Source organism: Caballeronia sp. A2-2 (assembly GCF_057612605.2).
Map to the genome: position 1 here is coordinate 2563391 of NZ_CM172587.1, position 25318 is coordinate 2588708.

Genomic DNA, 25318 nt, shown 5'->3' on the forward strand with positions numbered 1-25318 from the left:
GATGAGCCGAATGACTAATCAAAATAAATGGATCGTGGCGGCAGTGGCTCTGTTCGCCGCGATCGGCCTGGGCGCTGCGTGGCAAGCCGCCGATGCCGCCCGCGTGACGAGCGTCTCGCCGCAGGGCAAGGTGACGCAGGTGCGGCAGGTCGTCGTCAAGTTCGACGAAGCCATGACCGCCTTCGGCGATCCACGCGCCGCGCAACCCGGCACGGTAGCCTGTAGCGGCGCACCGGCGGCATCGACCAAGGGCAATGCGCGCTGGATCGACCAGAAAACGTGGGCTTTCGATTTCGAGAACGACTTGCCGCCGGGCGTGCGCTGCGCGTTCGATCTGAAGGCCAACATCAAGTCGGCGGCGGGCAACGCGGTGTCCGGGCCGCAACATTTCGCATTCGAGACCGGCGGGCCGTTCGTGCAAAGCATCAGGCCGGGCGATGGCGGGGAGATCGAGGAAGATCAGGCGTTCGTGCTGACGCTGAACGGTCCGGCCACGCAGGCATCCGTGCTGGATCATGTCTGGTGCGAATCGAGCGCGCTCGGCAACCGCATTCCGGTGCGCGCGCTCGAACGCGACACGCGCGCGGCGATCCTCAAGCAGTTCAATCTCGACAAGCAAAGCGACCGCGTGCTGACGCTGGCGTGTCAGCAGACCTTGCCTGCGGCATCGAAGATGCAGCTCGTGTTCGGCACGGGCGTGACAGGTCCGAGCGGCCTCGCCAACGATGTGGAAAAACGCTACGACTACACCGTGCGCGATCCCTTCAGCGCGAGCTTCACCTGCGAGCGCGAGAATGCGAAAGCGCCCTGCACGCCGCTGCGTCCGCTGCATGTCGAATTCAGCGCGCCGATCAGCCGTGAGGACGCGCAGAAGTTCGTGCTGCGCGGACCGAACGGCAAGTTGTCGCCGACCTTCGATCCGGACAACAAGGATACCGAAGTCTCGTCCGTCGATTTCGCCGCGCCGCTGCCCGAACGCGCCGAATTGACGATCGAAGCGCCCGCGAATCTCAAGGACACGAGCGGCCGCACGCTCTCCAACGCCAGCTTCTTTCCGCTCAAGACCGCGACCGCTTCCATGCCGCCGCTGGCGAAGTTTTCTTCCGGCAACTTCGGCATCATCGAGCGGTTTGCGGAACCCGGCATGCCTGCGATGCTGCCGGTCACGCTGCGTCACGTCGAAGCAGACCTTCACGTGCAAGGCTTGAACTCGGGCGCGTCGAAAGTCAGCGAGCTTAGAGTCGATGCCGATGCCGACATCCGCCAATGGATGCGCAACGTCGATAAATTCGATGGCATCGGCATGTGGCGCTCGCACGTTGAAAAGAACATGCCGGCGATGCTGCGAAACGGCATTAAGCCGGTCATCATTCCGTCCAGCGAAGGCAGCGTATCGAACGATTCGATCATCGACACACGCTCGCTGTCTATGCTTACCGGTCAGCACGGCGCGCAAACTCTCACGCTGCCCGCCGCCGATCCGAAAGCGCTGCGTCCGTTCGAAGTGGTCGGCGTGCCGATCACCCAACCCGGTTTCTACGTGGTCGAACTGCAATCGCCTGCGCTCGGTGCGTCGCTGATGGGCAAGAAGCAGTCGATGTTCGTGCGCACGTCCGTGCTCGTCACGAATCTCGGCGTGCACTTCAAGCAAGGCCGCGAGAACAGCCTCGTGTGGGTCACTACGCTCGACAAGGGCAAGCCCGTGCCGAACGCGAGCGTGCTCGTCACGGATTGCAACGGCGATAAAGTCGCCACCGCGACCACCGATGCACAAGGCATCGCGAAAATCGGCAAGCCGCTTGCCGCGCTGCACGAATGCAACGAGAACAGCTTCAGCGACAACGGCTTCTTCGTCTCCGCGCGCGTGAACGATCCGCAGACCGGACCGGACATGGCGTTTGTCTCGTCGGACTGGAATCGCGGAATCGAATCGTGGCGCTTCAATGTGCCGACCGACATGGATTCCACGCGCACCGTGCGCGCGCATACCGTGTTCGATCGCACACTTTTGCGCGCGGGCGAAACCGTGTCGATGAAGCATCTGATGCGCGTCGAGACGCTGCATGGCTTTGCGTTTGCGCCCGCTAATCCGAGCCGCGTGACGATCCGCCATGTCGGCAGCGGTCAGACGTGGCACATGCCGCTCAAGTGGAGCACGGACCATAGCGCCGATTCGACCTTCGCGATTCCCGCCGCCGCGAAGCTGGGCGAGTACTCCGTTTCGCTCGATGACGGCACCGCGGACAATGACAATGACGACGAAAGCGCCATCAAGCACTCGTATTACACCGGCACTTTCCGCGTCGAAGAATTCCGCTTGCCGGTCTTCAAAGGCTCGATCACCGCAGGCGATACCAAATCGCCCGGACTGATCGCCGCGAGCGAAGCACCGGTCAATGTGCAACTCGAATACGTGCAGGGCGGTCCGGCCGCGAACTTGCCGGTGCAAGTGTCGGCGCTCGTGCGCAATGCGTCGGTGCCGTTTGCATCGCAATACGAAGCGTTCGATTTTTCGCCGTATCGCAAGCCCGCGAACGACGGTGCGAGCGCGCCTTCGGAAGACGAAGACAGCGAGCAACAAGACGATACCGCGAGCACGAAACTCGTCGCCGACAAGCTCAGGCTCACGCTGAATCGCGATGGCGCGAGCAAGCTCACGATCCAATCGCTGCCCACCGTCGATTCACCGAAACGCCTCGCGCTCGAAGCCACTTTCGCCGATCCGAACGGCGAGACGCAGACCATCGCGGGCGGCGCGTTGCTGTGGCCGGCATCGGTCGCGGTGGGCGTGAAGGCCGGGCATTGGGTATCGGTCGGCGACACGCTGCCGGTGCAGGCAATCGCGCTCGATTTGCAGGGCAAGCCGCGCGCGGGCGTATCGGTCGAGATCAAGGGCATCGCGCGCGTGATGAGCAGTTCGCGCAAGCGCATGGTCGGCGGCTTCTACGCCTACGACAATCATTCGGAGACGAACGATCTCGGCACGCTGTGCAGCGGCAAGAGCGACGATCACGGCATCGTGTCGTGCGATGCGAAGCTCAAGGACGCGGGCAACATCGATCTGATCGCGTATGCGAAGGATGGCGATGGGCATGTCGCGAACGCGAGCACGTCGGTGTGGGTCACGCGTGAGGACGAACTGTGGTTCGGCGGCGAGAACACCGACCGCATCGACGTTCTTCCGGAAAAGACCAGCTACGAGCCGGGCGAGACGGCGCGCTTTCAGGTGCGCATGCCCTTCCGTTCGGCGACGGCGCTGGTTGCCGTGGAGCGTGAAGGTATCGTCGAAACGCATGTGGTCGAACTCAACGGCAAGGACCCGACCGTCGAACTGAAAGTGCAGGACGCGTGGGGGCCGAACGTGTACGTGTCGGTGCTCGCGCTGCGTGGGCGCATTCATGAAGTGCCGTGGTATTCGTTCTTCACGTGGGGCTGGAAAGCGCCGCTCGAATGGGCGCACTCGTTCTGGTACGAAGGCCGTCAATATCAGGCGCCGACGCCGCTCGTCGATCTGTCGAAGCCCGCGTTCCGTTATGGTGTGGCATCGATCAAGGTCGGCACGGCGTCGCACCGGCTCGCGGTCAGCGTCACGCCGGACGCGAAGTCGTACACCGTGCGCGCGAAGGCGCATGTGAAGGTGAAGGTCGCGCTGCCCGATGGCAAGCCCGCGCCCGCCGGCACGCAAATCGCCGTGGCCGCCGTGGATGAAGCCCTGCTCGAACTCATGCCGAATCAAAGCTGGGACGTGCTCGATGCCATGTTGCAGCAGCGCGCCTATGGCGTGGAGACATCGACGGCGCAGATGGAAATCATCGGGCGGCGTCACTTCGGACGCAAGGCCGTGCCTGCGGGCGGCGGTGGCGGACATAGCGCGACGCGCGAACTGTTCGACACACTCTTGCTGTGGAATCCGCGCGTCACGCTGGATGCCAACGGCGAAGCAACCGTCGATGTCCCGCTGAACGACGCGCTCACGCGTTTCCGCATTGTCGCCATCGCGACGGTCGGCGCGGGACGCTTCGGCACCGGCAGCGCGTCGATTCAGAGCACGCAGGACTTGCAACTCATCTCGGGATTGCCGCCGCTCGTGCGCGTGGGGGACGCCTTCCGCGCGCAGTTCACGCTGCGCAACACCACGCAGCGATCGATGCAAGTCATCGTCACGCCGCGCGCCGGTCAACTCGCGCTCGATGCGCGCACGGTCGATCTCGCGCCGGAGTCGTCGCAGGACATCGCGTGGAATGTGACCACGCCGGACGTGCTCGGCGCGGGTTCGTCCGCGAGCATCGACTGGAACGTGAGCGCGGTGGAGCAAGGCGCGTCGAAAGCGTCGGATGCCGTGAAGCTCACGCAACGCGTCGTCGCGGCCATCCCCATTACCGTGCAACAGGCAACCATTTCGCAAGTGGACGGCACGCTCGCGCTGCCCGTCGCACCGCCCGCCGATGCCGCGAAATCGAGCGATGGCGCGGTGCGTGGCGGCATCGCCGTGTCCTTGCAGCCGAAGCTCGCCGATGGCCTGCCGGGCGTGCGCCGCTGGTTCGAGCAGTATCCGTTCAACTGCCTCGAACAGCAGACTTCGCGCGCGCTCGGCCTGATGGATGCCGCGCAATGGCAAGGCGTGCTCACGCGCATGCCGTCGTATCTGGATCGCGATGGTCTGGCGAACTACTTCCCGCCGTATGACGACGCCCGTCCGACCGGCAGCCCGGCGCTCACCGCCTACCTGCTCGCCGTCACGGACGAAGCCGCGAAGCTCGACCGCCGCTTCGCCCTCTCGGCGGACACGCGCAACCAGATGACGGCGGGCCTGGCGAACTTCATCGACGGGAAGATCGAGCGCAAGTTCTGGGCGCCGCGCGACGACCTCGACTTCGAGAAGCTCGCCGCCATCGAAGCGCTCTCGCGCTACGGGCTTGCGCAGCCGCGCATGCTCGGGTCGATCACCATCGCGCCGAATCAATGGCCGACTTCCGCCGTGCTCGATTACTACGCCATCCTGTCGCGCGTCGATAGCATTCCGGACCGCGAGGAAAAGCGCGCACAGGCCGAGCAGATCATCCGCGCGCGGCTCACGTATCAGGGCACGCGCCTGAGCTTCTCGACCGAGCGCGACGACGATCTCTATTGGCTCATGACCGGCACGGAATCGAACGCCGCGCGCACCGCATTGATTTTCGCGGATGCACCCGGCTGGAAGGATGAGATGCCGCGTCTCGTCGCGGGCCTGCTCGCCTTGCAGACGCATGGCGCGTGGCAAACGACGACCGCGAACTTGTGGGGTGAATTCGCCGTCGCGCGCTTCTCGCGTCTGTTCGAAAGCGAGCCGGTGACGGGGAACACGTCGGTTCAGCTTGGCTCGCAATCGCGTGGCGTGAACTGGAACGCGGCGGCATCGGCGGATCAGGTTGCTTCGGCCACGCCGATCACGCAGAACGGCCGTGCCCGCAGTGTGATGCTGCCGTGGTCCAGCGGCTCGCTCACGTTGACGCAAGATGGCACCGGAAAGCCGTGGGCGACCATCGAAAGTCTCGCGGCGGTCGCGTTGAAAGCGCCGCTGGCGGCGGGCTATCGCATCTCGAAGACGGTGACGCCGGTCGATCCCGCCGTGAAGGGTCAGCTTTCGCGCGGCGATATCGTGCGCGTGCATCTGGATATCGATGCACAGGCCGACATGACGTGGGTCGTCGTCAACGATCCGATTCCCGCTGGCGCGACGATTCTCGGCTCCGGTCTCGGCCGCGACTCGGAAGCGGCGACGCAAGGCGAGAAGTCGAACAATGGTGCTGCGTGGCCGGCGTTCATCGAACGTAGTTTCGAAGGGTATCGCGCGTATTACGACTATGTGCCGAAGGGCAAGCTGCAAGTCGAGTACACGTTGCGCCTGAACAATCCCGGCACCTTCGGCCTGCCGCCGACGCGCGTCGAGGCGCTCTACGCGCCCTCGTCGTTCGGTGCGCTGCCGAATGCGCCGGTGGTCGTGAAGTCCGCACCAGCGAAGTGAGATGGTAATGAAGCGCGCCGCCGCCCTGCTCGCTGCCTGCATCGTTTCGATGTCGGCGCACGCCGCGCCGAGCTTCGACGACGTGCGCGCGAAGTGGCGCAGTTCCGACTGGGTGCTGCTCGCGCGCGATGGCACGCCGCTGCAACGCACGCGCATCGATACGAGCGCGCGGCGTGGCGACTGGGTTTCGCTTGCCGATGTTTCGCCTGCGTTGCGTGAGGCGATTGTCGTGTCGGAAGACCGGCGCTTCTACGAACACTCGGGCGTGGACTGGCGCGGCGCGGCGGCGGCGGCTTGGGCGAACTTGTGGAACACGCGCACGCGCGGCGCATCCACGGTGACGATGCAACTCACCTCGCTCATCGACGAAGAAGGCCGGACGCCGGGGCGACGCAGCATCGGCGAAAAGGCGGGGCAAACGGTCGGCGCGCTGTGGCTCGAACGTTCATGGCGCAAGGATCAGATTCTCGAAGCGTATCTGAATCTCGTGCCGTTTCGCGGCGAGATCATCGGTTTGTCTGCCATGTCGCAGACGTTGTTCAATAAAGCGCCGTCGGGGCTGGACGAGCGCGAGGCCGCGATTGCCGCCGCGCTCGTGCGCGCGCCGAATGCGGCGTATCCGAAGGTGAGCGCGCGTGCGTGCGCCATCCTTCAGGACATGCGCAAGCTGCACGACGAACGTGATGCGTCCGATCCGTGCGTGAATCTCGACGGCTACACGCAACTGATCCTCACGCGCACCGCTTCGGCGCCGCTCGTCGTGACTGGAGACGACGCGCTCGCGCCGCATCTCGCGCGACGCATCGCGGGCGAAGTGCATCCGCAAGCAGGCGCGCGTGTGCGCTCCACGCTCGATGCGCGCCTGCAACGCTTCACGCGCGACACGCTCGCGCGCACGCTGGCGGAGCTGAACGGCCGCGCGCATCCGCGTAATGTGCACGATGCAGCGGCCATCGTGATCGACAACGAAACGGGCGATGTGCTCGCGTGGGTCGGCTCGGCGGGCGGTCTGTCGAACGCGCCCGAAGTCGATGCCGTGCTCGCGAAACGTCAGGCGGGTTCGACGCTCAAGCCTTTTCTCTACGCGCAGGCCATCGAAGAAAAACGGCTTACGGCGGCCACGCTTCTCGATGATGCGCCGCTCGATCTCGCGACCGGCGGCGGGCTCTATATTCCGCAGAACTACGATCACGATTTCAAGGGCTGGGTGAGCGTGCGGACCGCGCTCGGTTCGTCGCTGAATGTGCCGGCCGTGCGAACGCTGGTGATGGTCACGCCGCATCGCTTTGCGAAGACGCTCGTCGCGCTCGGATTGCCGCTCACGCAGGCGGGTGATTACTACGGCTTTTCGCTCGCGCTCGGCAGCGCTGACGTCACGCTGGCGTCGCTCACGAATGCGTATCGCGCGCTGGCGGCGGGTGGCATCGCGCGTCCGTTTTTCGATGTCGCGGGTCACGCGGCCGCGCCTGCCGGTACGCGCGTGTTCAGCCAGCAGGCGAGTTTCATCGTCACGGATATTCTTTCGGACAACAATGCGCGCACGCGGACCTTCGGCTTCGACAGCGTGCTCGCCACGCGCGGGTTCAGCGCGGTCAAGACCGGCACGAGCAAGGACATGCGCGACAACTGGGCTGTGGGCTTCACGCCGCGCTACAGCGTCGGCGTGTGGGTCGGCAATGCGGACGGCGCGCCGATGTGGGACGTCTCCGGCGTCACCGGCGCCGCGCCCGCGTGGAACGCGATCATCAACTATCTGAGCGGGCGCTTCGAGACGCGTCCCGCGCCGCGCGCGCCGGATGGCGTGGTGCGAACGCATGTCGCGTATCAGGACGATATCGAGCCTGCGCGCGACGAGTGGTTTCTGAGCGGCACGCAGATGCGCGAGATCGGCCTCACCGCCGGGGCGCGTGGTTCCACGAATTCCGCCGATACTGCCCGCGCGCGCATCGGCGCACCCACGGATGGCACGATCTTCGCGCTCGATCCGGACATTCCGCCTGCGCGTCAGCGCGTGTGGTTCGAACGCGCGGGCGGCGCGCAGGCCGCGTGGCGGCTCGACGGCCAGCCGTTCGGCGATCAGGCGCGCGCGTCATGGCTGCCGTGGCCGGGCAAGCACACGCTCGAACTCGTCGATGCGCACGGCGCAACGGTCGATACCGTGCATTTCGAAGTGCGCGGCGCATTCGCCAAAACCGCGCAAAACGTACAAAACGCACCGAAACGATGAATCCGCGCACGCCGAATCTTGGCAGCACGAAGCGTCATCGAGCAGAAACCGGACGAAAAGCAGATATCGAAACGCCGAGTCATCGGACTAACGCTTTGCAACGTTAAAGATTGTGCGGACCGCATTGTGCGCGGCGCGGGGTCGTGCACAATGCGAGCCGTCATCGTTCGGACAGCGGTTTTGGCCTATGCTAACGGCATCGTCCATCGAGGCCCGAACATATCGATTCGTCATTCTTTTCTCTCAATGCCTGGAGTGCCGTCATGCTGAAAAAGCTTTTGATGCTGTGCCTAGCGTTCATGCTGTCCGTCGGTTCCGCGTTCGCAGCGGTCGATGTCAACACCGCCGATGAAGCCGCGCTCGATTCCGTCAAGGGTCTGGGACCGGTCAAGTCCAAGGCCATCGTGGATGAGCGTACGAAGAACGGACCGTTCAAGGACGCCGACGATCTGGCGAACCGCGTGAAGGGTCTGGGCGTGAAATCGGTGACCAAGCTGGAGGAGAATGGGCTGACGGTCGGTGGTTCGTCCACGCCGCCGAGCGGCAAGACGGCGGCGACTTCGATGTCCAAGCCTGCGGCATCCGCGAAAACGAGCGGCAGCGCGGCGACGAATTCGACGGTGAAATCGTCCACGGCGGCGACTGCGGCGACTTCGCCTGCCGCGACCACGGCGCAAACGCCTGCACCCGCTCCGGCGCCCGCGCCTGTTGCGGCTTCGTCGACCAAGGCTTCGAAAAAGGCCAAGGCATCGGCCATGGCGGCGTCCGGGACGACCACGGCGAGCGACGCGAAACCCGCCAAGACCAAGCGCAGCAAGAAGGACAAGGCCGCGAGCGCCGCTGCCGCGAGCCAGTGATTCAACGCATCAAGTTCTGTTCAAGGGCCGTTCATATTCGTATGCGGCCCACCCCGCAACCTCTCGTAGTGAGATCGTCATGAGCCTACTCGATATCCTCGCCTCTACCCTTGGCAATTCCCAGCAAGGCGGCCAGCCCGCGCAGGGACAGTCGGGCCAGGCCGCGTTGATCGCGGCAGCGCTTCAATTCGTCAACAGCCAGCCCGGCGGCGTCATGGGCCTGATCCAGCGCTTCCATGAAGCGGGCGCGGGCGACATCGTTCAATCGTGGATCGGCACCGGCGAAAACAAGCCGATCAGCCCGGACACGCTCAACAACGTGCTCGGCCAGGATAATGTCGGCGCTTTGGCGCAGAAGGCGGGTGTGTCGGGCGATCAACTGTCGGGCATGCTCGCGGCGGTGCTGCCGCATCTGGTGGATCACGCCACGCCGAATGGCGAAGTGCCGGCTGACGGCAAGCTGGATGTGAACAGCGTGCTGGGTTCGCTGGGTGGTTTGGCGGGGTTGTTCGGCAAGGCTTGAAGTCGAAGCACGGTTGATGTTTGGAAAACCCCGCGTGGTGGAAGCTGCGCGGGGTTTTTTGTTTTCGTCGACGATAACGTGTTGTCCTGAGAATCCGTGCGATCGCAAGGATTTTCGGTAGATGAACCGTCGAAACGGCTGAAATCCTTGCAATCGCACGGATTTCACCCCGAGCAACAAAAAAGGGCAGCGAACCCTCCGCTGCCCCTTCCCTTCACACCCCGTTCGATCAATGCACCACACGATCGAACAAGAACTTCCCTTCCCGCACATCCACCGGAATCACATCCTTCGGCCCAAACCGTCCGGCAAGAATCAGCTTCGCAACCGGGTTCTCGATCTCCTGCTGAATCGCGCGCTTCAACGGCCGCGCGCCGAACACCGGGTCGTAACCGACCTTCGCAATCTGCTCCAGCGCCGCATCCGACACATCCAACTGCATGTCCAGCTTCGCCAGCCGTTCATGCAACCGCGCCAACTGAATCTTCGCAATCGATTGGATATTCGACCGATCCAGCGAATGGAACACCACCACATCGTCGATCCGGTTCAGGAATTCCGGCCGGAAATGCAGCTTCACTTCTTCCCAGACCGCTTCCTTCACTCGTTCCTGCGGTTCATCGACCATGCTCTGAATGACGTGTGAACCGAGGTTCGAAGTCATCACGATGACCGTGTTCTTGAAGTCCACGGTTCGGCCTTGTCCATCGGTCATGCGGCCATCGTCGAGCACTTGCAGCAGCACGTTGAACACGTCGGGATGCGCCTTTTCGATTTCATCGAGCAGGATCACGCTGTACGGCTTGCGACGCACCGCTTCCGTGAGATACCCGCCTTCTTCATAGCCGACATACCCTGGCGGCGCGCCGATCAGCCGCGCGACGCTGTGCTTCTCCATGAACTCGCTCATGTCGATGCGGATGAGATGGTCCTCCGAATCGAACAGGAACGCGGCCAACGCCTTGCACAGTTCCGTCTTGCCGACGCCCGTTGGCCCGAGAAACAGGAACGAACCATACGGACGATTCGGGTCCGACAAACCCGCGCGCGAACGGCGAATGGCATCCGCCACCGCGCCGATGGCTTCGTCCTGCCCGATCACGCGCTCATGCAGCTTCGTTTCGATCTGCAAGAGCTTTTCGCGCTCGCCCTGCATCATGCGCGACACGGGAATGCCCGTGGAACGCGACACGACTTCCGCGATTTCCTCCGCGCCCACCTGCGTGCGCAGCAAACGCGGCCGCGTCGGATTGTTCTGCTCCTGCGATTCCGCCTGCGTCACTTGCCGGAGCCGCGCTTCGAGTTCCGGCAGCTTGCCGTATTGCAACTCGGCGACCTTCTCCAGCTTCCCTTCACGTTGCAAACGCGTGATATCCGCGCGCACCTTCTCGATTTCTTCCTTCAGTTGCGCGCTGCCCTGCACCGCGGCCTTCTCGGCGGTCCAGATTTCTTCGAGGTCCGAATATTCGCGGTTCAGCCGCTCGATTTCCTCCTCGATGAGTTGCAGACGCTTCTGCGATGCCTCGTCCTTCTCCTTCTTCACCGCCTCGCGCTCGATCTTCAACTGAATGAGCCGGCGATCCAGCTTGTCCATTTCTTCGGGCTTCGAATCGATTTCCATCTTGATGCGCGACGCGGCTTCATCGATCAGATCGATGGCCTTGTCCGGCAGAAAACGGTCCGTGATATAGCGATGCGACAGTTCCGCCGCCGCGACGATCGCCGGGTCCGTGATCTCGACGCCATGATGCAGTTCATACTTTTCCTGCAAGCCGCGCAGGATCGCGATGGTCGCTTCGACCGACGGTTCATCCACGAGCACTTTCTGGAAACGACGCTCCAGCGCCGCGTCCTTCTCGATGTACTTGCGGTATTCGTCCAGCGTGGTCGCGCCGATGCAATGCAGTTCGCCGCGCGAAAGCGCCGGTTTGAGCATGTTGCCCGCGTCCATCGCGCCTTCGGCCTTGCCTGCGCCGACCATCGTATGAATCTCGTCGATGAAGACAATCGTTTGCCCTTCATCCTTGGCGATGTCGTTGAGCACGGCCTTCAGACGCTCCTCGAACTCGCCGCGATACTTCGCGCCCGCAAGCAGCGCCGCCATGTCGAGCGACAGCACGCGCTTGCCCTTGAGCGTTTCCGGCACTTCGCCGTTCACGATACGTTGCGCCAGCCCTTCGACGATCGCGGTCTTGCCCACGCCCGGCTCGCCGATCAGCACCGGATTGTTCTTCGTGCGGCGCTGCAAAATCTGGATGGAGCGGCGGATTTCGTCATCGCGGCCGATCACCGGATCGAGCTTGCCCGCGCGTGCGCGCTCGGTCAGATCGACGGTGTATTTCTTGAGCGCCTCGCGCTGGCTTTCCGCGTCCTGGCTATCGACCTGCGCGCCGCCGCGCACGGCATTGATGGCGGCTTCGAGCGCGCGCCGCGTCAAACCATGCTGTTTGGCGATACGCCCCGCCTCGCCCTTGTCATCCGCTACCGCGATAAGGAACATCTCGCTCGCGATGTACGTGTCGTTGAGCTTTTGCGCTTCTTTGTCGGCGGCGTTCAGCAAGCCGGCGAGATCGCGGCTGACCTGAACGTTGCCGTCCGTGCCGCGCACTTGCGGCAGGCGTTTGATGGCATCGGTCAATGCGGTTTGCAGCGCCTGCACCTGAACGCCCGCGTGAGAGAGCAACGAGCGCGCCGAACCGTCCTGCTGCGCCAGCAGCGCGGCAAGCAAATGAACCGGCTCGATGTATTGATTGTCGTGACCGACGGCCAGACTCTGGGCGTCGGACAGTGCTTCCTGAAATTTGGTGGTGAATTTGTCGATTCTCATTTTTTGACAGCTCCAATCTGAATACGTCCAAAATGAGGCGCTTTTCGCCGCTTTCAAGCACAGTTTGGCTCGAAATCAATCATTTTTTTGCGTTTCGGCGGAAGTCGGCGCCACGACGGCGCGAATGAGAATGACGCGTGCGTTCAGGTTTCGTCAACTACTGATAAAAGACGCCGCGTGCTCAGCTTGCGGCGCCGCGCGGCGTGAGCGTGAGGAAACGCGTTTGCGGCATGGGCGCGAGTCCGAGCAAGCGCGCCAGTTCGCTCGCGGGTCGAGCGAGTTCGCCGACAGTATGCTTGTCGAGTTCCGCGAGAAACGCCTCGCGCGCCGCGATGAACACGTTCCTCAACCGGCACTGCGATTCGATCACGCAGCCGCGCTGATCCGACCCGTCGGAGAGGCATCCGACGAGCGCGAAATCGCTTTCGGTCTTGCGCACGATCTCGCCGATCGTGAGCGCGGCCGATTGCTCCGCGAGCCGCAGTCCGCCGTTGCGTCCACGCACGGTTTCCACCCAGCCGAGTTCGCCGAGTTGCTGCACGATTTTCATCAGATGATTTTTCGAAATGCCGTAGGCCTCCGAAATTTCCTGGATCGTCGAGAGCCCGGAAGGACGCACGGAGAGATAGAGCAGAACCCGCAGCGCATAATCGGTGTAGTCGGTCAGTCGCATGGTGTCGCGATGAGTTGAGCGCCGAGGCGCATCGGTTGAGGTCGGCAGCGAATGGACGTTCTCGGGCCGCGTTCGCGTGATGCGCGCGGAGATGAGGCGTGACGGCCAGCGGGCGCGCGAACCTCGCGATCATCTGGACTGAACACACACCATGGGATGACCGAAGCAGCCAAGGGCCTGCCGCGCGCAGGCCTCATTCTGCGTCATATTGATGATGCTCGTCAGCAAAACGCTTACGGAAGCTAAGTCTTCTCGTCGGCCAATTCGATTTTCCAACACGATGACCACCGAACACACTGCCCCGAAACCCTTGCGCGAACACGAACCGACCGAAGCCAACGTGCGTGCGCTCGTCGATGCCTTTTACACGCGCGTCGGCGACGACCCGTTGCTCGGCCCGATCTTCGAACGCGAATTGTCCGGCCGGTGGGACGCGCATCTCGCGAAGATGGCGACGTTCTGGTCGAGCCTCGTGCTCGGCTCGAAACACTATCGCGGCAACGTGCAGGAGGCGCATCGGCCGCTCACGGATATCGAGCCGCGTCACTTCGCGCGTTGGCTTTCGCTGTTTTTGAACACGGTCGAGCAGCGTTACGAGCCTGCCGCCGCCGTGCAGTTCATGGAACCGGCGCTGCGCATTGCGCAGAGTCTGCAACTGAGCAAGTTCGGATGGGATTACGAGATTCCCGCCGCGCAGCTTGAGTTGCTCGCGGCGCTCAAACGTCAACGCACGGGCTCCGACGAACCGGAGCCGCGCTTTCCCGAGCGGCCTGCGGGCGAGCCGTTTCCGGCGAGGTTCATCGGCAAGTCGAGAGACTAGCGGGATTTCCAGCGGGCGAGCGCGGCGTCGTCGGATTCGCGTGCGTCTACCCAGCGTTCGCCTGCGTTGGTCTTCTCTTTCTTCCAGAACGGCGCCTGCGTCTTCAGATAGTCCATCACGAAGGCGCACGATTCGAAAGCATCCGCGCGATGCATCGCCGTGGTGGCGACGAGCACGATCTGATCGAGCGGCAAGAACTTGCCCACGCGATGCACGATGGCCACGTCCGTTCCGGGCCAGCGTTCGCGCGCCTGCACGGCGATCGCTTCGAGCGATTTCTCCGTCATGCCGGGATAGTGCTCGAGCTCCATCGTCTGGACGCTGCTGCCTTCGTTCAGGTCGCGCACCGTGCCGACGAAGCACGCCACCGCGCCTACTTTCGGATTGTCGGCGCGCAACGCGGCCACTTCCGCGCTGATGTCGAAGTCGTCTTCCTGAACGCGGATTTTCATCTCAGCCACCCGTTACCGGCGGAAAAAACGCGACTTCGCAGCCCTCGGTGATGCGCTGGCCCGCATCCGTCATGACGTGATTGCAGGCCATGCGCAGCGGCCGGCCATCGGCGAGCGTTTCGGCCCAGATGCCGCCGCGCATGCGCAGCCACGCGCGGACATCGCCGACATTGACGACCGTGTCCGGCACCACGACCGTTTCGTTCGCAATACCCAACGCCTCGCGCACGCTCGCAAAAAACCTCAGTTCGACCTTCATCGACTTGTTCCTTCACTGCATCAGTTCTGAAAACGGGATGAAGCGCACGCTCTCGCCCGCGCTGATCGCATGATTCGGCGGATTGTCGATGAGGCCATCGCCCCAGACGGTTGACGTCAGCACGGCCGAGCTTTGATTCGGGAACAGATCGAGGCCGCCGTTCTCGTTCAGACGCGCGCGCAGAAATTCGTTGCGGCGGTCGCCCTTCTTCTGACTGAAGTCGGCGCGCATGGCATGGACGCGCGGCGTGACTTTATCCATGCCCGCGAGCCGCAGCAAAAACGGCCGCACGAACAGCAAAAACGTACAGAAGCTCGACACCGGATTACCCGGCAGTCCGATGAAATACGCCTCGCCGAGATCGCCCGGATCGCCGCCCGCCGCTTCCCAGCGCCGCACCGCGCCAAACGCGAGCGGCTTGCCGGGTTTCATCGCGATCTGCCACATGGCGATGCGCCCTTCCGCTTCGACCGCAGGCTTCACGTGGTCTTCTTCGCCCACCGACACGCCGCCGCACGTCAGGATGAGATCGTGGCCGAGCGCCGCGCGGCGTAGCGTTTCGCGCGTCGCGTCCAGCCGGTCCGGCACGATGCCCAGATCGCTCACTTCGCAGCCGAGCCGTTCGAGCAAACCGCGCAGCGTGTAGCGGTTCGAGTTGTAGATCGCGCCGGGTTCGAGCGGCTCGCCGGGCATGCGCAGTTCGTCGCCGGTGAAGAAGATCGCCACGCGCACGCGCCGCACGACTTCGAGCGTCGCGCAGCCGACCGATGCCGCCAGCCCCATCGCCTGCGGCGTCATGCGCGTGCCAGCGGGCAGAATCACCGCGCCGCGCGCGATGTCCGCGCCCTGCTTCGTGATCCATTCGCCCGGCGACGGCGGCTGCGCGAAGGCTACGCGTCCGTCATCGGCGAGTTCGGCCATTTCCTGCATGACGACGGTGTCCGCGCCCGGCGGCACGGTGGCACCCGTGAAGATGCGCGCGGCGGTCCCGGCGGCGAGTGGCGCGGCCGCATGACCCGCCGGAATGCGCTGCGACACGCTCAGCACGGCGGGCGCATCGACGCTCGCGGCGTCGAGATCGGCGGCGCGCACGGCGTAACCGTCCATCGAACTGGTGTGCATGGGCGGCACGTCGAGCGGCGACACGACATCGGCGGCGAGCACGCGGCCTAGCGCATCGAGCGTGTTGATCTGCTCGCGCTCGGGCACGCGCCGCGCGGCATCGAGCAAGATGGCGAGCGCCTCGGCGGTGGCGAGCATCGGCGGACGGGAAGGTGCAGCGGATGGGGATGACATGAGTTGCTCGAACGCGAACGCGCCGGGAAGAAATAGGACAAGCGGCTATTGTAGCGAGATGAGGCAACGTCGAAACCGCGCTCGCCGCATGGCCGCGATCCGCCGCGCCGCGTCAAAACGCCCCGCGCCCGGTGATACACTCGCAGGACACTTCCCACATCCATTTCCATGAAATTTTGTTCCGTCTGCGGCCACGAGGTCAGCTTGAGCATTCCGCCCGGCGACAACCGCGAGCGCTTCGTCTGCGGCAGTTGCGGCACGATTCATTATCAGAACCCGCGCAATGTCGTCGGCACGGTGCCGGTATGGGACGACAAGGTGCTGCTGTGCCGCCGCGCGATCGAACCACGCTACGGCTTCTGGACGCTGCCCGCGGGCTTCATGGAAATGGACGAGACGACCAGCGAGGGCGCATCCCGCGAGACGCTGGAAGAAGCGGGCGCGCGCGTCGAGATTCAGAGCCTTTTCACGCTGCTCAACGTGCCGCATGTGCATCAGGTGCATATCTTTTATCTGGCGCGGCTGCTCGATATCGACCTCGATCCGGGCGAGGAAAGTCTCGAAGTCAAACTGTTCGACGAAAGCGAGATTCCGTGGGACGAGATCGCGTTTCCGACCGTCGGGCAGACCTTGCGTTTCTTCTTCGCGGACCGCGCGGCGGGCAATTTCACGCTGCATACGGGCGACATCTTCCGCACGCTGCGCGACGGCTGACGCGCGCTCATCGCCCGATCGGTCCGATCATGGTTCCGTGGCTCGCTCATGACGATCCCTTTCCGCCCGTCGAGCGCGCGCTCGGGGCGGCGAGCGGTGCGCCCGGTTTGCTCGCGGCGAGCGCCGACTTGTTGCCCGCGCGTCTGATCGATGCCTACCGGCGCGGCATTTTCCCGTGGTATTCGGATGGCCAGCCGGTGCTGTGGTGGAGTCCCGACCCGCGCATGGTGCTGCGTCCCGCCGATTTCAAGGTGTCCGATTCGTTGCGCAAGACCTTGAAACGTGTGGTGCGCGACCCGCTCTGGGAAGTGCGCGTGGATCACGACTTCGCCGCCGTCATGCACGCCTGCGCCGACACGCCGCGCGAGGGTCAGCGCGGCACGTGGATCACGGCGGATATCGTGGAGGCGTATGGCTCGCTACATCGCGCGGGATGCGCGCACAGCATCGAAAGCTGGTACGACGGCGTGCGCGTGGGCGGGCTTTACGGCGTCTCGTTCGGGCGAATGTTCTTCGGCGAATCCATGTTCGCGCACAAGACCGATGCCTCGAAAATCGCGCTATCCGCACTCGTCGGACACTTGCGCCGCAACCAAATTGAGATGATAGACTGCCAACAGAATACGTCGCATCTGGCGTCGCTAGGCGGCCGCGAGATTCCGCGCCGCGCGTTCGTCGCGCATCTGAAACGGGCCGTGATGCTGGAGCCGATTCCGTGGGCGTTCGACAAGTCGGTCCTGCTCGATCTGGTGAGTCGAACGAACTAGATCGCGCACGCCGACATCGAATGCGATATCAACGAGAGCCGTCAACGTGACACATCCGAACGAGCTGCCGCTGTCACCGCTTTCCGCGCTGCAATTCTATGCAACAGCGCCCTACCCTTGCAGTTACCTTGAAGGGCGCGTCGCGCGCTCGCAAGTCGCGACGCCCAGCCATCTCATCAATTCCGATGTCTATACCGAACTCGTCAAGGCCGGTTTCCGGCGCTCGGGCGTGTTCACCTATCGTCCGTATTGCGACGGTTGCCGCGCCTGCGTGCCGGTGCGCGTGCCGGTGACGCGCTTCGTGCCGAACCGCGCGCAGCGGCGCGTGTGGAAGCTGCATGGCGGGTTGGTCGCGAGCGTCGCGCCGCTGCATTACGACGAAGAACATTACGCGCTTTACATGCGCTATCAGTCGGCGCGCCACGCGGGCGGCGGCATGGACCGCGACAGCCGCGATCAGTACGAGCAGTTTCTGCTGCAAAGCCGGATCAACTCGCGGCTAGTGGAGTTTCGCGAGCCGGGAACATCCGAGCATCCCGGTGTGCTGCGCATGATCAGCATGATCGACATCCTGGGCGACGGGCTTTCCTCGGTCTACACGTTCTTCGAGCCGGACATGCCGAAGACCAGTTTCGGCACCTTCAACATCCTCTGGCAGATCGAACAGGCGCGCAGTCTGGACTTGCCGCACGTCTATCTCGGCTACTGGATTCGTGAGAGCGAAAAGATGGCCTACAAGGCCAATTTCCGGCCGCTCGAAGGGCTCGTCGATGGCCGCTGGTCCGTGCTCGACCCCGCGACGACGCACGCCGCCGGCACGCTGCCGATGCCTGGGCGCATCAGCACGGCGAGTCAGGCGAGATAAGCAAGCGCAACACCGCCGGTCACTGTTCACGAAACCGCTAAAATAGCGGTCTCAAAAAAACACGCCGTCACCGGCGCTCTCCTCGTGTTCAGTTCCCTTTACCCGCTCGCGCGCTCGCATCTGTTCAGAATGGATGCGGAAGACGCTCATCACCTCACGCTGCGCATGCTGGGCGCGGCTGGCCGCACCGGGCTTTCGCGCTTGCTCGCCACGCGCGGACCCGATTCCCCGCGCACCGTCATGGGCCTGCCGTTCCGCAATCCTGTGGGGCTGGCGGCGGGGCTGGACAAGGACGGCGCGTGCATCGACGGGCTGGCGGGGCTGGGCTTCGGGTTCATCGAAATCGGCACGGTGACGCCGCGCGCGCAACCGGGCAATCCGCGTCCGCGCATGTTCCGGCTGCCCGAGGCGGGCGCGCTCATCAACCGGATGGGCTTCAATAACGGCGGCGTCGATCAGTTCGTGGCGAATGTGCAGGCGGCGCGCTATCGCGGCATTCTGGGGCTGAATATCGGCAAGAACGCGGATACGCCGATCGAACGCGCCGCCGAAGACTATCTGTACTGCCTCGAACGCGTGTATCCGTTCGCGAGCTATGTGACGATCAACATCTCGTCGCCGAATACGAAGAATCTGCGGCAATTGCAGGGCGCGGGCGAACTGGACGCGCTGCTCGGCGCGCTCAAGGACAAGCAGACGCGTCTGTCCGATCTGCACGGCAAGCTCGTGCCGCTGGCGCTGAAGATCGCGCCCGATCTCGACGACGAACAGATCAAGTCGATTGCAGGCACGTTGCTCACGCACAAGATCGATGGCGTGATCGCGACCAACACCACGCTCTCCCGCACCGCCGTGAACGGCCTGAAACACGGCGACGAAGCGGGCGGTTTGTCGGGGCGCCCGGTGTTCGATGCATCGAACGAAGTCATCCGCAAGTTGCGTTCGGAAGTGGGCGCGGAGGTGCCGATCATCGGCGTGGGCGGCATTTTCTCGGGCGAGGACGCGCGCGCGAAACTCGCGGCGGGGGCATCGCTCGTGCAGCTTTATACCGGGCTGATTTATCGCGGGCCTGCGCTGGTCAACGAATGTGTCGAAGCGCTGGCTCGTTAGACAAACAAAGCCGCGCGGAATATAGACATAAGCAAACGATATGACGCTGCCGTTGCATTTTCTCTATCATGCCGCACCATTAGAGCGCATCGCCTGCCGAATCGGGCCGATCGCTGCTCGCCCAACATGAGGAAAAGAACACGATGAAACTGTCCACGCTCAAGAAGCTCGTCGCCGCCAGCCTGATCGGCGCGGCCTTCACCGCCGTCACCACCGCCGCGCATGCGGACGATCTGCTCGATCAGGTCAAGCAACGCGGCACGCTGCGCGTCGGTCTGGAAGGCACCTTCCCGCCGTTCAACTCGAAGAACCCGCAGGGCGAACTGGTCGGCTTCGATGTCGATATCGCCAAGGCCGTCGCCGCCAAGCTGGGCGTGAAGCCCGAGTTCGTCACGACGGAGTGGAGCGGCATCATCGCGGGATTGCAGGCGGGCAAGTTCGACGTGATCGTGAATCAGGTTGGCATCACCGATGCGCGCAAGCAGACGCTCGATTTCTCGCCGGCCTACACGTATTCGTTCGCGCAACTGATCCAGCGTACCGACGACAAGCGCGACTTCAAGACGCTCGATGAACTCAAGGGCAAGAAGCTCGGCGTGGGTCTCGGCACGAACTACATGGACATGGCGAAGGCCGTGCCTGGCATCGACGTGAAGACGTATCCGGGCGCGCCGGAATATCTGCGCGATCTCGCTGCGGGCCGGCTCGATGCCGCCTTGAACGACCGTCTGATGCTCGCGTATCTGCTCAAGAACTCGCAACTGCCGCTGCGCACGGGCTCGAACGTGGGTCCGGGCAATCCGTCGGGCATTCCGTTCAAGAAGGGCAATCCGAAGTTCGAGAAGGCGATCGACGACGCCATGACGCAGCTCGAAGCCGACGGCACCTTCACGAAGATCTCGGACAAGTGGTTCGGCATCGACGTGACGAAGCCGGCGAAATAACGCGCGCAGCATCTCGCGCGGGTTGCGCGATACGGGCGGCATCGGCGACGATGCCGCCCTTCTCTTTTTTCAACGCCGGTTATGATGTGCCGATTATTTCGACCGGCGCATGGTTTCACGCCTCTTTCGCTCAATGTCCACCACTTCCCTGCTCGTTCAGTCCGCGCCCGCGCTGGCGCAAGGCGCGCTCCTGACGATCAAGTTCGCGCTGCTCTCGATGATCTTCGGCCTGATCGCGGCCGTCACGCTCGCGTTGATGGCGATCAGCCGCAACAAGGCGCTCATCGGCATTCAGCGTGTGTATGTCAGCGTGATGCGCGGCACGCCGCTGCTCGTGCAGATCTTCGTGATTTATTACGGTCTGCCAAGTCTCGGCATTTCGCTGGAACCGACGCCCGCGGGCGTGATCGCGTTGTCGGCGAATGTCGCGGCGTATCTGTCGGAGAGCATGCGCGGCGCTATTTTGGGCATTCCCAGCGGCCAATGGCTCGCAGCCTATAGCCTCGGCTTGTCGCGCGGGCAGACGCTGCGTTATGTGATCGGGCCGCAGGCGCTGCGCATCGCGGTGCCGAGTCTGTCGAACAGCCTCATCAGTCTCATCAAGGATACGTCGCTGGTGTCGGTCATCACCGTGACGGAGTTGCTGCGCAGCGCGCAGGAAGTGATCGCGGCGACGTATCAGCCCTTGCCGCTTTATCTGGCGGCGGCGTTTGTTTATTGGGTGCTGTGCAGCGTGCTGGAAGTTGTTCAACGGCGCGTCGAAAAACGTCTCTCGCTGCCGGGAAGACATTAAGAGACGCGCGCTTTTAAAGCGTCAATCCGTTTCGAAGGGAAAGCGCAGGTTCAGATCGCGCCGCGCCGCGTCGATGATCGCGATCACGCGCATCGACGTTGCATGCGACATGATCGGGCTTTCCGTCGCGCCCGCGCGCAATAGCTCGCAGAAGTGCGCGGTTTCGTAGTTGAGACCGCCGCCCGTGAACGGCTCATCGAGTTCGATCTTGCGGCCATCGGTATAGGCAATCGTCGCGCGCGCGGGATTCCACCAGTTCTCGTGGATGCTCACCGTGCCAAGCGTCCCGGCGATCAGCGCATCGCCACGTCCTTGCAAATCCAGCCCGCAGAATAATTGCGCGATGCCGCGTTCGTGCCGCACGTTCAGGCTCGCGAACGTATCGACGCCCGTTTCGCCCAGCCGCCCGATGGTCTGCACATCGAGCGCTTCGCCCAGCCAGTCCACCGCGAGAAACGCTTCGTACACGCCGATATCGAGCAGCGCGCCGCCGCCGACTTCCATCGAGAAAGACGGATGATCGGGCGGCACGTTCGCCATCGAGCAGCCCGCGCGCACGAGTCCGACCGCGCCGATCGGATCATGTTCCAGATGCTCGCGCAAACGGCGATACAGCGGATAGAACGGCGGCTTCATCGCCTCCATGAAAAGCAGCTTCTTCGCGCGCGCGGCATCGATCATGGATTGCAACGCGCGTGCATTCACCGCAGCGGGCTTTTCGCACAGCACCGGTTTTCCAGCGGCGAAAGCGCGCAACGCGTATTCCGGGTGACTGTCCTGCATCGTCGCGATATAGAGCGCGTCGATGTTCGCGAGCAATGCGTCGAAGTCGTCGAACGCGCTCGCGCCGAAAGGTTCGGCCAGCGCACGCGCTGTTTCCTCGCGCCGCGACCACACGCCCGCGAGCCGCGCGCCGGGCACATGCGCGAGGCTTTCGGCAAACCGCCGCGCAATACGTCCCGCGCCGACGATGCCCCAACGTATCGTGCCGTTATTGAATTGCTCGATGCTCAATGCCGCCTCCTGCGAAGTTCGTGGTGCGACGCATTGTGCCCGATCACGGCGCTCACTTCGCCAAACGCAAAAAAGCCGGAGACACGCCCCGGCTTCGTTGCATTGCGTCGATCTCCACGCGCGCTTAATTCAAATCAAACGCCCGCAGATTCGTTGATGCTCGGCGACGGCGGCACCGAATACGGATTCGAGCGCTCCAGCGAGAACGCGCGGCCCACTTCCTCGGCCGCAAGATCGACCAGCGCGCGCGTCGCACGTTCGGCGGCGGAAGGATCTTTCGCCTCGATCGCCTCGACCACGTTGCGCTGCGCGGCCAGCGTCGCTTCACGCACTGACTCGATGCCATCGACGATCGGATTCACCGTCACCAGCGCGCCGCGCACGATCGCCGTCATCTGGCGAAAGAATTGGTTGCCGCTTGCCGCAACAATCCGCGTGTGCAGCACTTCGTCGGCGGCCTGATATTCCGGCTCGCCCACTTGCATGCGCGACAGCGCCTCGAACGCATCGCGGATACCGGCGATTTCATCCGGCGTCGCGCGCGCCGCAGCCAAGGCCGCAGCACGGGGTTCGATCAGCATGCGGAACTCGATCACGTCGCGCAGGAAGGTCTGATCGGGCTTGGCACGAAAACGCCAGCTCACCACGTCTTCGTCGATCAGACGCCAGTCGCTCATCGGCCTGATGCGCGTGCCGGTTTTCGGCCGCACGTCGAGCATGTGCCGCGCGAGCAGCATCGAGAGCGCCTCGCGCATGACGGTGCGGCTCACGTCGAACTCTTTCGAGAGAATGTCCTGCGGCGGCAGTATCGCGCCGTATTTCTGCTCGACGATGCCGGATACGAGTCCGTCCATGACCTTCGCCACCAGCGATCGCTCTTTGTTTTCATCCATCTCGCTTCTCCCCTATCCGCCTGTCCGTAGCCCTGTAACCCGTAAGCGCATCGCTTTCCGCCTCATTTCCTGCCGAACAAGCCCGACGAACTCCCGACCGGTCGTTTCGTCGTGCTTGATACGTTGCGTCTTCGCTGCCTTCAAAACCAGTCAGGGAATTCCCCGGGAGGGTATTCCCTTTGCGGAATCGGACCATCACGATTCCGGTGCGCGTCCTGCACTCGCGCCGCGCGCGCGCCGACATTCATCAGGGAAACTGAAGAATGCAGACGTCGCAGCGCGGCGTGCGTTTTTTTGTCGGCCCGATGCAATCTTCGGACCGGTATGGACGCATTTGAGCAAGCATCCGACGTATCTTCTGTGCGAACGCGAACGCTCGCTTGATTACACAGGGCTTTTGTATGACTCGCGGCGGCTTTAAGTGTGTTTTTATTGACTCGCGCGATGCCGCGTTGTTTCGTGGAGTGGATCAATCCGCGCGACGCCGTTCGTTTCCGATACTTACACCGCGCCATCCGGCGCACGCGCACGACGCGCATCGAGCCGCATTTGACGGCGATCCATCTGCGCGCGCTCGGCGAGCGTGTGCTGATAAATCGCCATGTATTCGACGCTCACGCGATCCACCGAAAGTTGTTCGAGGTTTTCGCGCGCACGCACCGCGAGTTGTCCGCGCGCCTGCGAATCGAGCAGCAGCCAGCGCAACTTGGCCGCTGTCTGCGCGGGGTCGCCTGCGGGCACCAGCACGCCCGCCGCGCCATCTTCCAGCAATTCGGGGATGCCGCCCACGCGCGTGGCCACGATCGCGCAGCCCGCCTCGCGCGCTTCCGCGATCACGAGCGGGCATGGATCCTGACGCGATATCAGCGCGAACACATCGGCGTTCGCAAGATACGGGCGCGGGTCCGCGACGAAACCAGTGAAATGCACGAAAGGCGCGACGTTGAGCTCGGCCGCGAGCATTTCCATTGCGCTGCGGTCGGGGCCGTCACCGACGAGGTACAGATGCGGCTCCGGCATGAATTCGCGTTCGTGCACGGATTGCTCGCGCAGCAGCGCAAACGCATGCAGCAGGTCCGCGATACCTTTTCGGCGATACATGCCCGCCACGCAAACGATATTCGGATGCTTCAATCGCACAGGTTTCGCTGGCGGCCTGCACACGAGCCGCGGCGCACCGACCGCGCCGTTGAGCACCACCGACAGCCGCTCAGGACCGATGCCGCGCTCCGCGAGCGACTGCGCCACGGCATCGCTCACCGCTACCATGCGATCGCCCGCGCGCACCAGCGACGCGCTCTTCTGCAACTCGTGATGAACGGTGGTGACGAGCGCGAAGCGCCGCCGCATGCTGCCGAAGCGCGAGATCAGCGCACCGGTCATCATGTGCGCATGCACGATATCCGGATCGAAACGATCGATGAGGCGATTGAAGCCCGCGATCATCGACGGCACGCGCCACGGCTGGCGCGACTGCTGCAAAGGCACATGCGTGATGCCGTGACGCCGCAACAGCGGCTCGAACCCGCCGCCCGAGGACGCCACCACCACATCCTGCCCCATGCGCGCCTGAGCACAGGCGAGGTCCACCATCATGTTGACGGTGCCGTTGCCGATGGTTTGTGCGTGGTTGGCGAGGTGGACTATGCGCATGGGTGGCCGGTTGCCCGCGCGCCGGTTCGACACCGGCTGCGGGAATCATGATGCTGACGTTGTGATCGAATTGAAGGCGCTGCGCTCAAAGCAGTTCGTACGTGTTCGCGAACGAGCCCGGCCCCGCGAGTTGCAGCTTCGCGGCGCTCGACGTTTCGCGCGACTGACGGCTTTTTCTGGTCAGACCGATATAAGGCATGCCATGTTCGAGGAACGGGCCTTCGGTCTTGCGAAAGCCGAATGCCTCGTAAAAGCCACGCAGGCTGACGGGTGCGGCCAGACGCACGCCACGTCCCGGCCAGCGTTCGGCGGCTACCGCCAGCACGCGTTCGATCAGCGCGTGCGCGGTGCCATCGCCGCGGCGCAGCGGGCTCGTCAGAATCTTGTCGACGACCACTTCCGGGTCTTCCGCGTCGCCTTCGTGAACGCGTGCATAAGCGAGCACCGGCATCGGGCGGCTCATGTCTTCGGCAGCGAACACGTGCACACCGGTTTCGTCGCGGCCATCCGCATCGAGATGCACATGCGATTGCTCGACGACGAATACCGCGCTGCGCGCACGCATGATCAGATACAACTCTCTCGCCGTGAGTTGTTCGAAATCCAGGGTCTTCCAGTTCATTTATT

General features: G+C 63.6%; 20 protein-coding genes. 11 read left to right on the forward strand and 9 right to left on the reverse strand.

Going from position 1 to position 25318, the window contains the following annotated elements:
- Nucleotide 1 precedes the first annotated feature (1 nt).
- The 4 genes from ACZCWR_RS12205 to ACZCWR_RS12220 all read left to right on the forward strand — a co-directional run bounded on the left by ACZCWR_RS12205 (nt 2) and on the right by ACZCWR_RS12220 (nt 9611).
- Entirely contained in the window at nt 2-6004 is a 6003-nt protein-coding gene (locus ACZCWR_RS12205; protein ID WP_487301021.1) for an alpha-2-macroglobulin family protein, read from the forward strand.
- A gap of 7 nt (nt 6005-6011) precedes the next feature.
- Nucleotides 6012-8231 (forward strand): penicillin-binding protein 1C, encoded by a 2220-nt coding sequence (gene pbpC, locus ACZCWR_RS12210; RefSeq protein WP_487301022.1) that lies wholly within the window; start codon nt 6012-6014, stop codon nt 8229-8231.
- A 263-nt stretch (nt 8232-8494) separates the two neighbouring features.
- Nucleotides 8495-9088, forward strand: a complete 594-nt coding sequence (locus ACZCWR_RS12215) for a ComEA family DNA-binding protein (protein ID WP_487301023.1) — start codon at nt 8495-8497, stop codon at nt 9086-9088.
- Between the two features lie 79 nt (nt 9089-9167).
- Nucleotides 9168-9611 (forward strand): YidB family protein, encoded by a 444-nt coding sequence (locus ACZCWR_RS12220; protein WP_487301024.1) that lies wholly within the window; start codon nt 9168-9170, stop codon nt 9609-9611.
- A 229-nt stretch (nt 9612-9840) separates the two neighbouring features.
- Here the strand turns inward: ACZCWR_RS12220 and clpB are convergent, their stop codons facing one another.
- Both clpB and ACZCWR_RS12230 read right to left on the reverse strand, forming a co-directional pair.
- Nucleotides 9841-12438, reverse strand: a complete 2598-nt coding sequence (clpB, locus tag ACZCWR_RS12225; RefSeq protein WP_487301025.1) for an ATP-dependent chaperone ClpB — start codon at nt 12436-12438, stop codon at nt 9841-9843.
- A 181-nt stretch (nt 12439-12619) separates the two neighbouring features.
- On the reverse strand, nt 12620-13111 hold the full coding sequence (locus ACZCWR_RS12230) for an Rrf2 family transcriptional regulator (protein ID WP_487301026.1): 492 nt from the start codon (nt 13109-13111) through the stop codon (nt 12620-12622).
- Between the two features lie 280 nt (nt 13112-13391).
- On the opposite strand from ACZCWR_RS12230, the gene ACZCWR_RS12235 reads away from it, so the two are divergent.
- Entirely contained in the window at nt 13392-13931 is a 540-nt protein-coding gene (locus ACZCWR_RS12235; RefSeq protein ID WP_487301027.1) for a group III truncated hemoglobin, read from the forward strand.
- Here ACZCWR_RS12235 and moaE read toward each other — a convergent pair.
- From moaE to ACZCWR_RS12250, 3 genes are read right to left on the reverse strand one after another with little or no spacing between them, the layout of a single operon-like run.
- Entirely contained in the window at nt 13928-14383 is a 456-nt protein-coding gene (gene moaE / locus ACZCWR_RS12240) for a molybdopterin synthase catalytic subunit MoaE (RefSeq protein ID WP_487301028.1), read from the reverse strand. The two genes, ACZCWR_RS12235 and moaE, sit on opposite strands and share 4 nt — an antisense overlap.
- Before the next feature lies 1 nt (nt 14384).
- Nucleotides 14385-14642, reverse strand: a complete 258-nt coding sequence (gene moaD / locus ACZCWR_RS12245; protein WP_487301029.1) for a molybdopterin converting factor subunit 1 — start codon at nt 14640-14642, stop codon at nt 14385-14387.
- A 12-nt stretch (nt 14643-14654) separates the two neighbouring features.
- Nucleotides 14655-15938 (reverse strand): molybdopterin molybdotransferase MoeA, encoded by a 1284-nt coding sequence (locus ACZCWR_RS12250; RefSeq protein ID WP_487301030.1) that lies wholly within the window; start codon nt 15936-15938, stop codon nt 14655-14657.
- A gap of 168 nt (nt 15939-16106) precedes the next feature.
- On the opposite strand from ACZCWR_RS12250, the gene ACZCWR_RS12255 reads away from it, so the two are divergent.
- The 6 genes from ACZCWR_RS12255 (at nt 16107) to ACZCWR_RS12280 (ending at nt 21131) form a co-directional block, all read left to right on the forward strand.
- Nucleotides 16107-16652, forward strand: coding sequence for an NUDIX hydrolase (locus ACZCWR_RS12255; RefSeq protein WP_487301031.1), 546 nt, complete (start codon nt 16107-16109; stop codon nt 16650-16652).
- Between the two features lie 29 nt (nt 16653-16681).
- Nucleotides 16682-17419, forward strand: coding sequence for a leucyl/phenylalanyl-tRNA--protein transferase (gene aat, locus ACZCWR_RS12260; protein WP_487301032.1), 738 nt, complete (start codon nt 16682-16684; stop codon nt 17417-17419).
- Nucleotides 17420-17465: 46 nt separating this feature from the next.
- The gene (locus ACZCWR_RS12265) at nt 17466-18284 is read left to right on the forward strand and encodes an arginyltransferase (protein ID WP_487301033.1); all 819 of its coding nucleotides are present in this window, start codon (nt 17466-17468) and stop codon (nt 18282-18284) included.
- Nucleotides 18285-18368: 84 nt separating this feature from the next.
- Complete coding sequence (locus ACZCWR_RS12270) at nt 18369-19394, forward strand: quinone-dependent dihydroorotate dehydrogenase (protein ID WP_487301034.1); 1026 nt, start codon at nt 18369-18371, stop codon at nt 19392-19394.
- 143 nt (nt 19395-19537) lie between these two features.
- Nucleotides 19538-20338, forward strand: coding sequence for a cystine ABC transporter substrate-binding protein (locus ACZCWR_RS12275; RefSeq protein WP_487301035.1), 801 nt, complete (start codon nt 19538-19540; stop codon nt 20336-20338).
- Nucleotides 20339-20471: 133 nt separating this feature from the next.
- Nucleotides 20472-21131, forward strand: a complete 660-nt coding sequence (locus ACZCWR_RS12280; RefSeq protein WP_487301036.1) for an amino acid ABC transporter permease — start codon at nt 20472-20474, stop codon at nt 21129-21131.
- 21 nt (nt 21132-21152) lie between these two features.
- Here ACZCWR_RS12280 and ACZCWR_RS12285 read toward each other — a convergent pair whose 3' ends face one another.
- The 4 genes from ACZCWR_RS12285 to ACZCWR_RS12300 all read right to left on the reverse strand — a co-directional run bounded on the left by ACZCWR_RS12285 (nt 21153) and on the right by ACZCWR_RS12300 (nt 25313).
- Nucleotides 21153-22145 (reverse strand): Gfo/Idh/MocA family protein, encoded by a 993-nt coding sequence (locus ACZCWR_RS12285; protein ID WP_487301037.1) that lies wholly within the window; start codon nt 22143-22145, stop codon nt 21153-21155.
- A 134-nt stretch (nt 22146-22279) separates the two neighbouring features.
- On the reverse strand, nt 22280-23038 hold the full coding sequence (locus ACZCWR_RS12290) for a FadR/GntR family transcriptional regulator (RefSeq protein ID WP_487301038.1): 759 nt from the start codon (nt 23036-23038) through the stop codon (nt 22280-22282).
- Between the two features lie 501 nt (nt 23039-23539).
- The gene (locus ACZCWR_RS12295) at nt 23540-24691 is read right to left on the reverse strand and encodes a glycosyltransferase family 4 protein (RefSeq protein ID WP_487301039.1); all 1152 of its coding nucleotides are present in this window, start codon (nt 24689-24691) and stop codon (nt 23540-23542) included.
- 85 nt (nt 24692-24776) lie between these two features.
- The gene (locus ACZCWR_RS12300; protein ID WP_487301040.1) at nt 24777-25313 is read right to left on the reverse strand and encodes a GNAT family N-acetyltransferase; all 537 of its coding nucleotides are present in this window, start codon (nt 25311-25313) and stop codon (nt 24777-24779) included.
- Nucleotides 25314-25318: the final 5 nt, after the last annotated feature.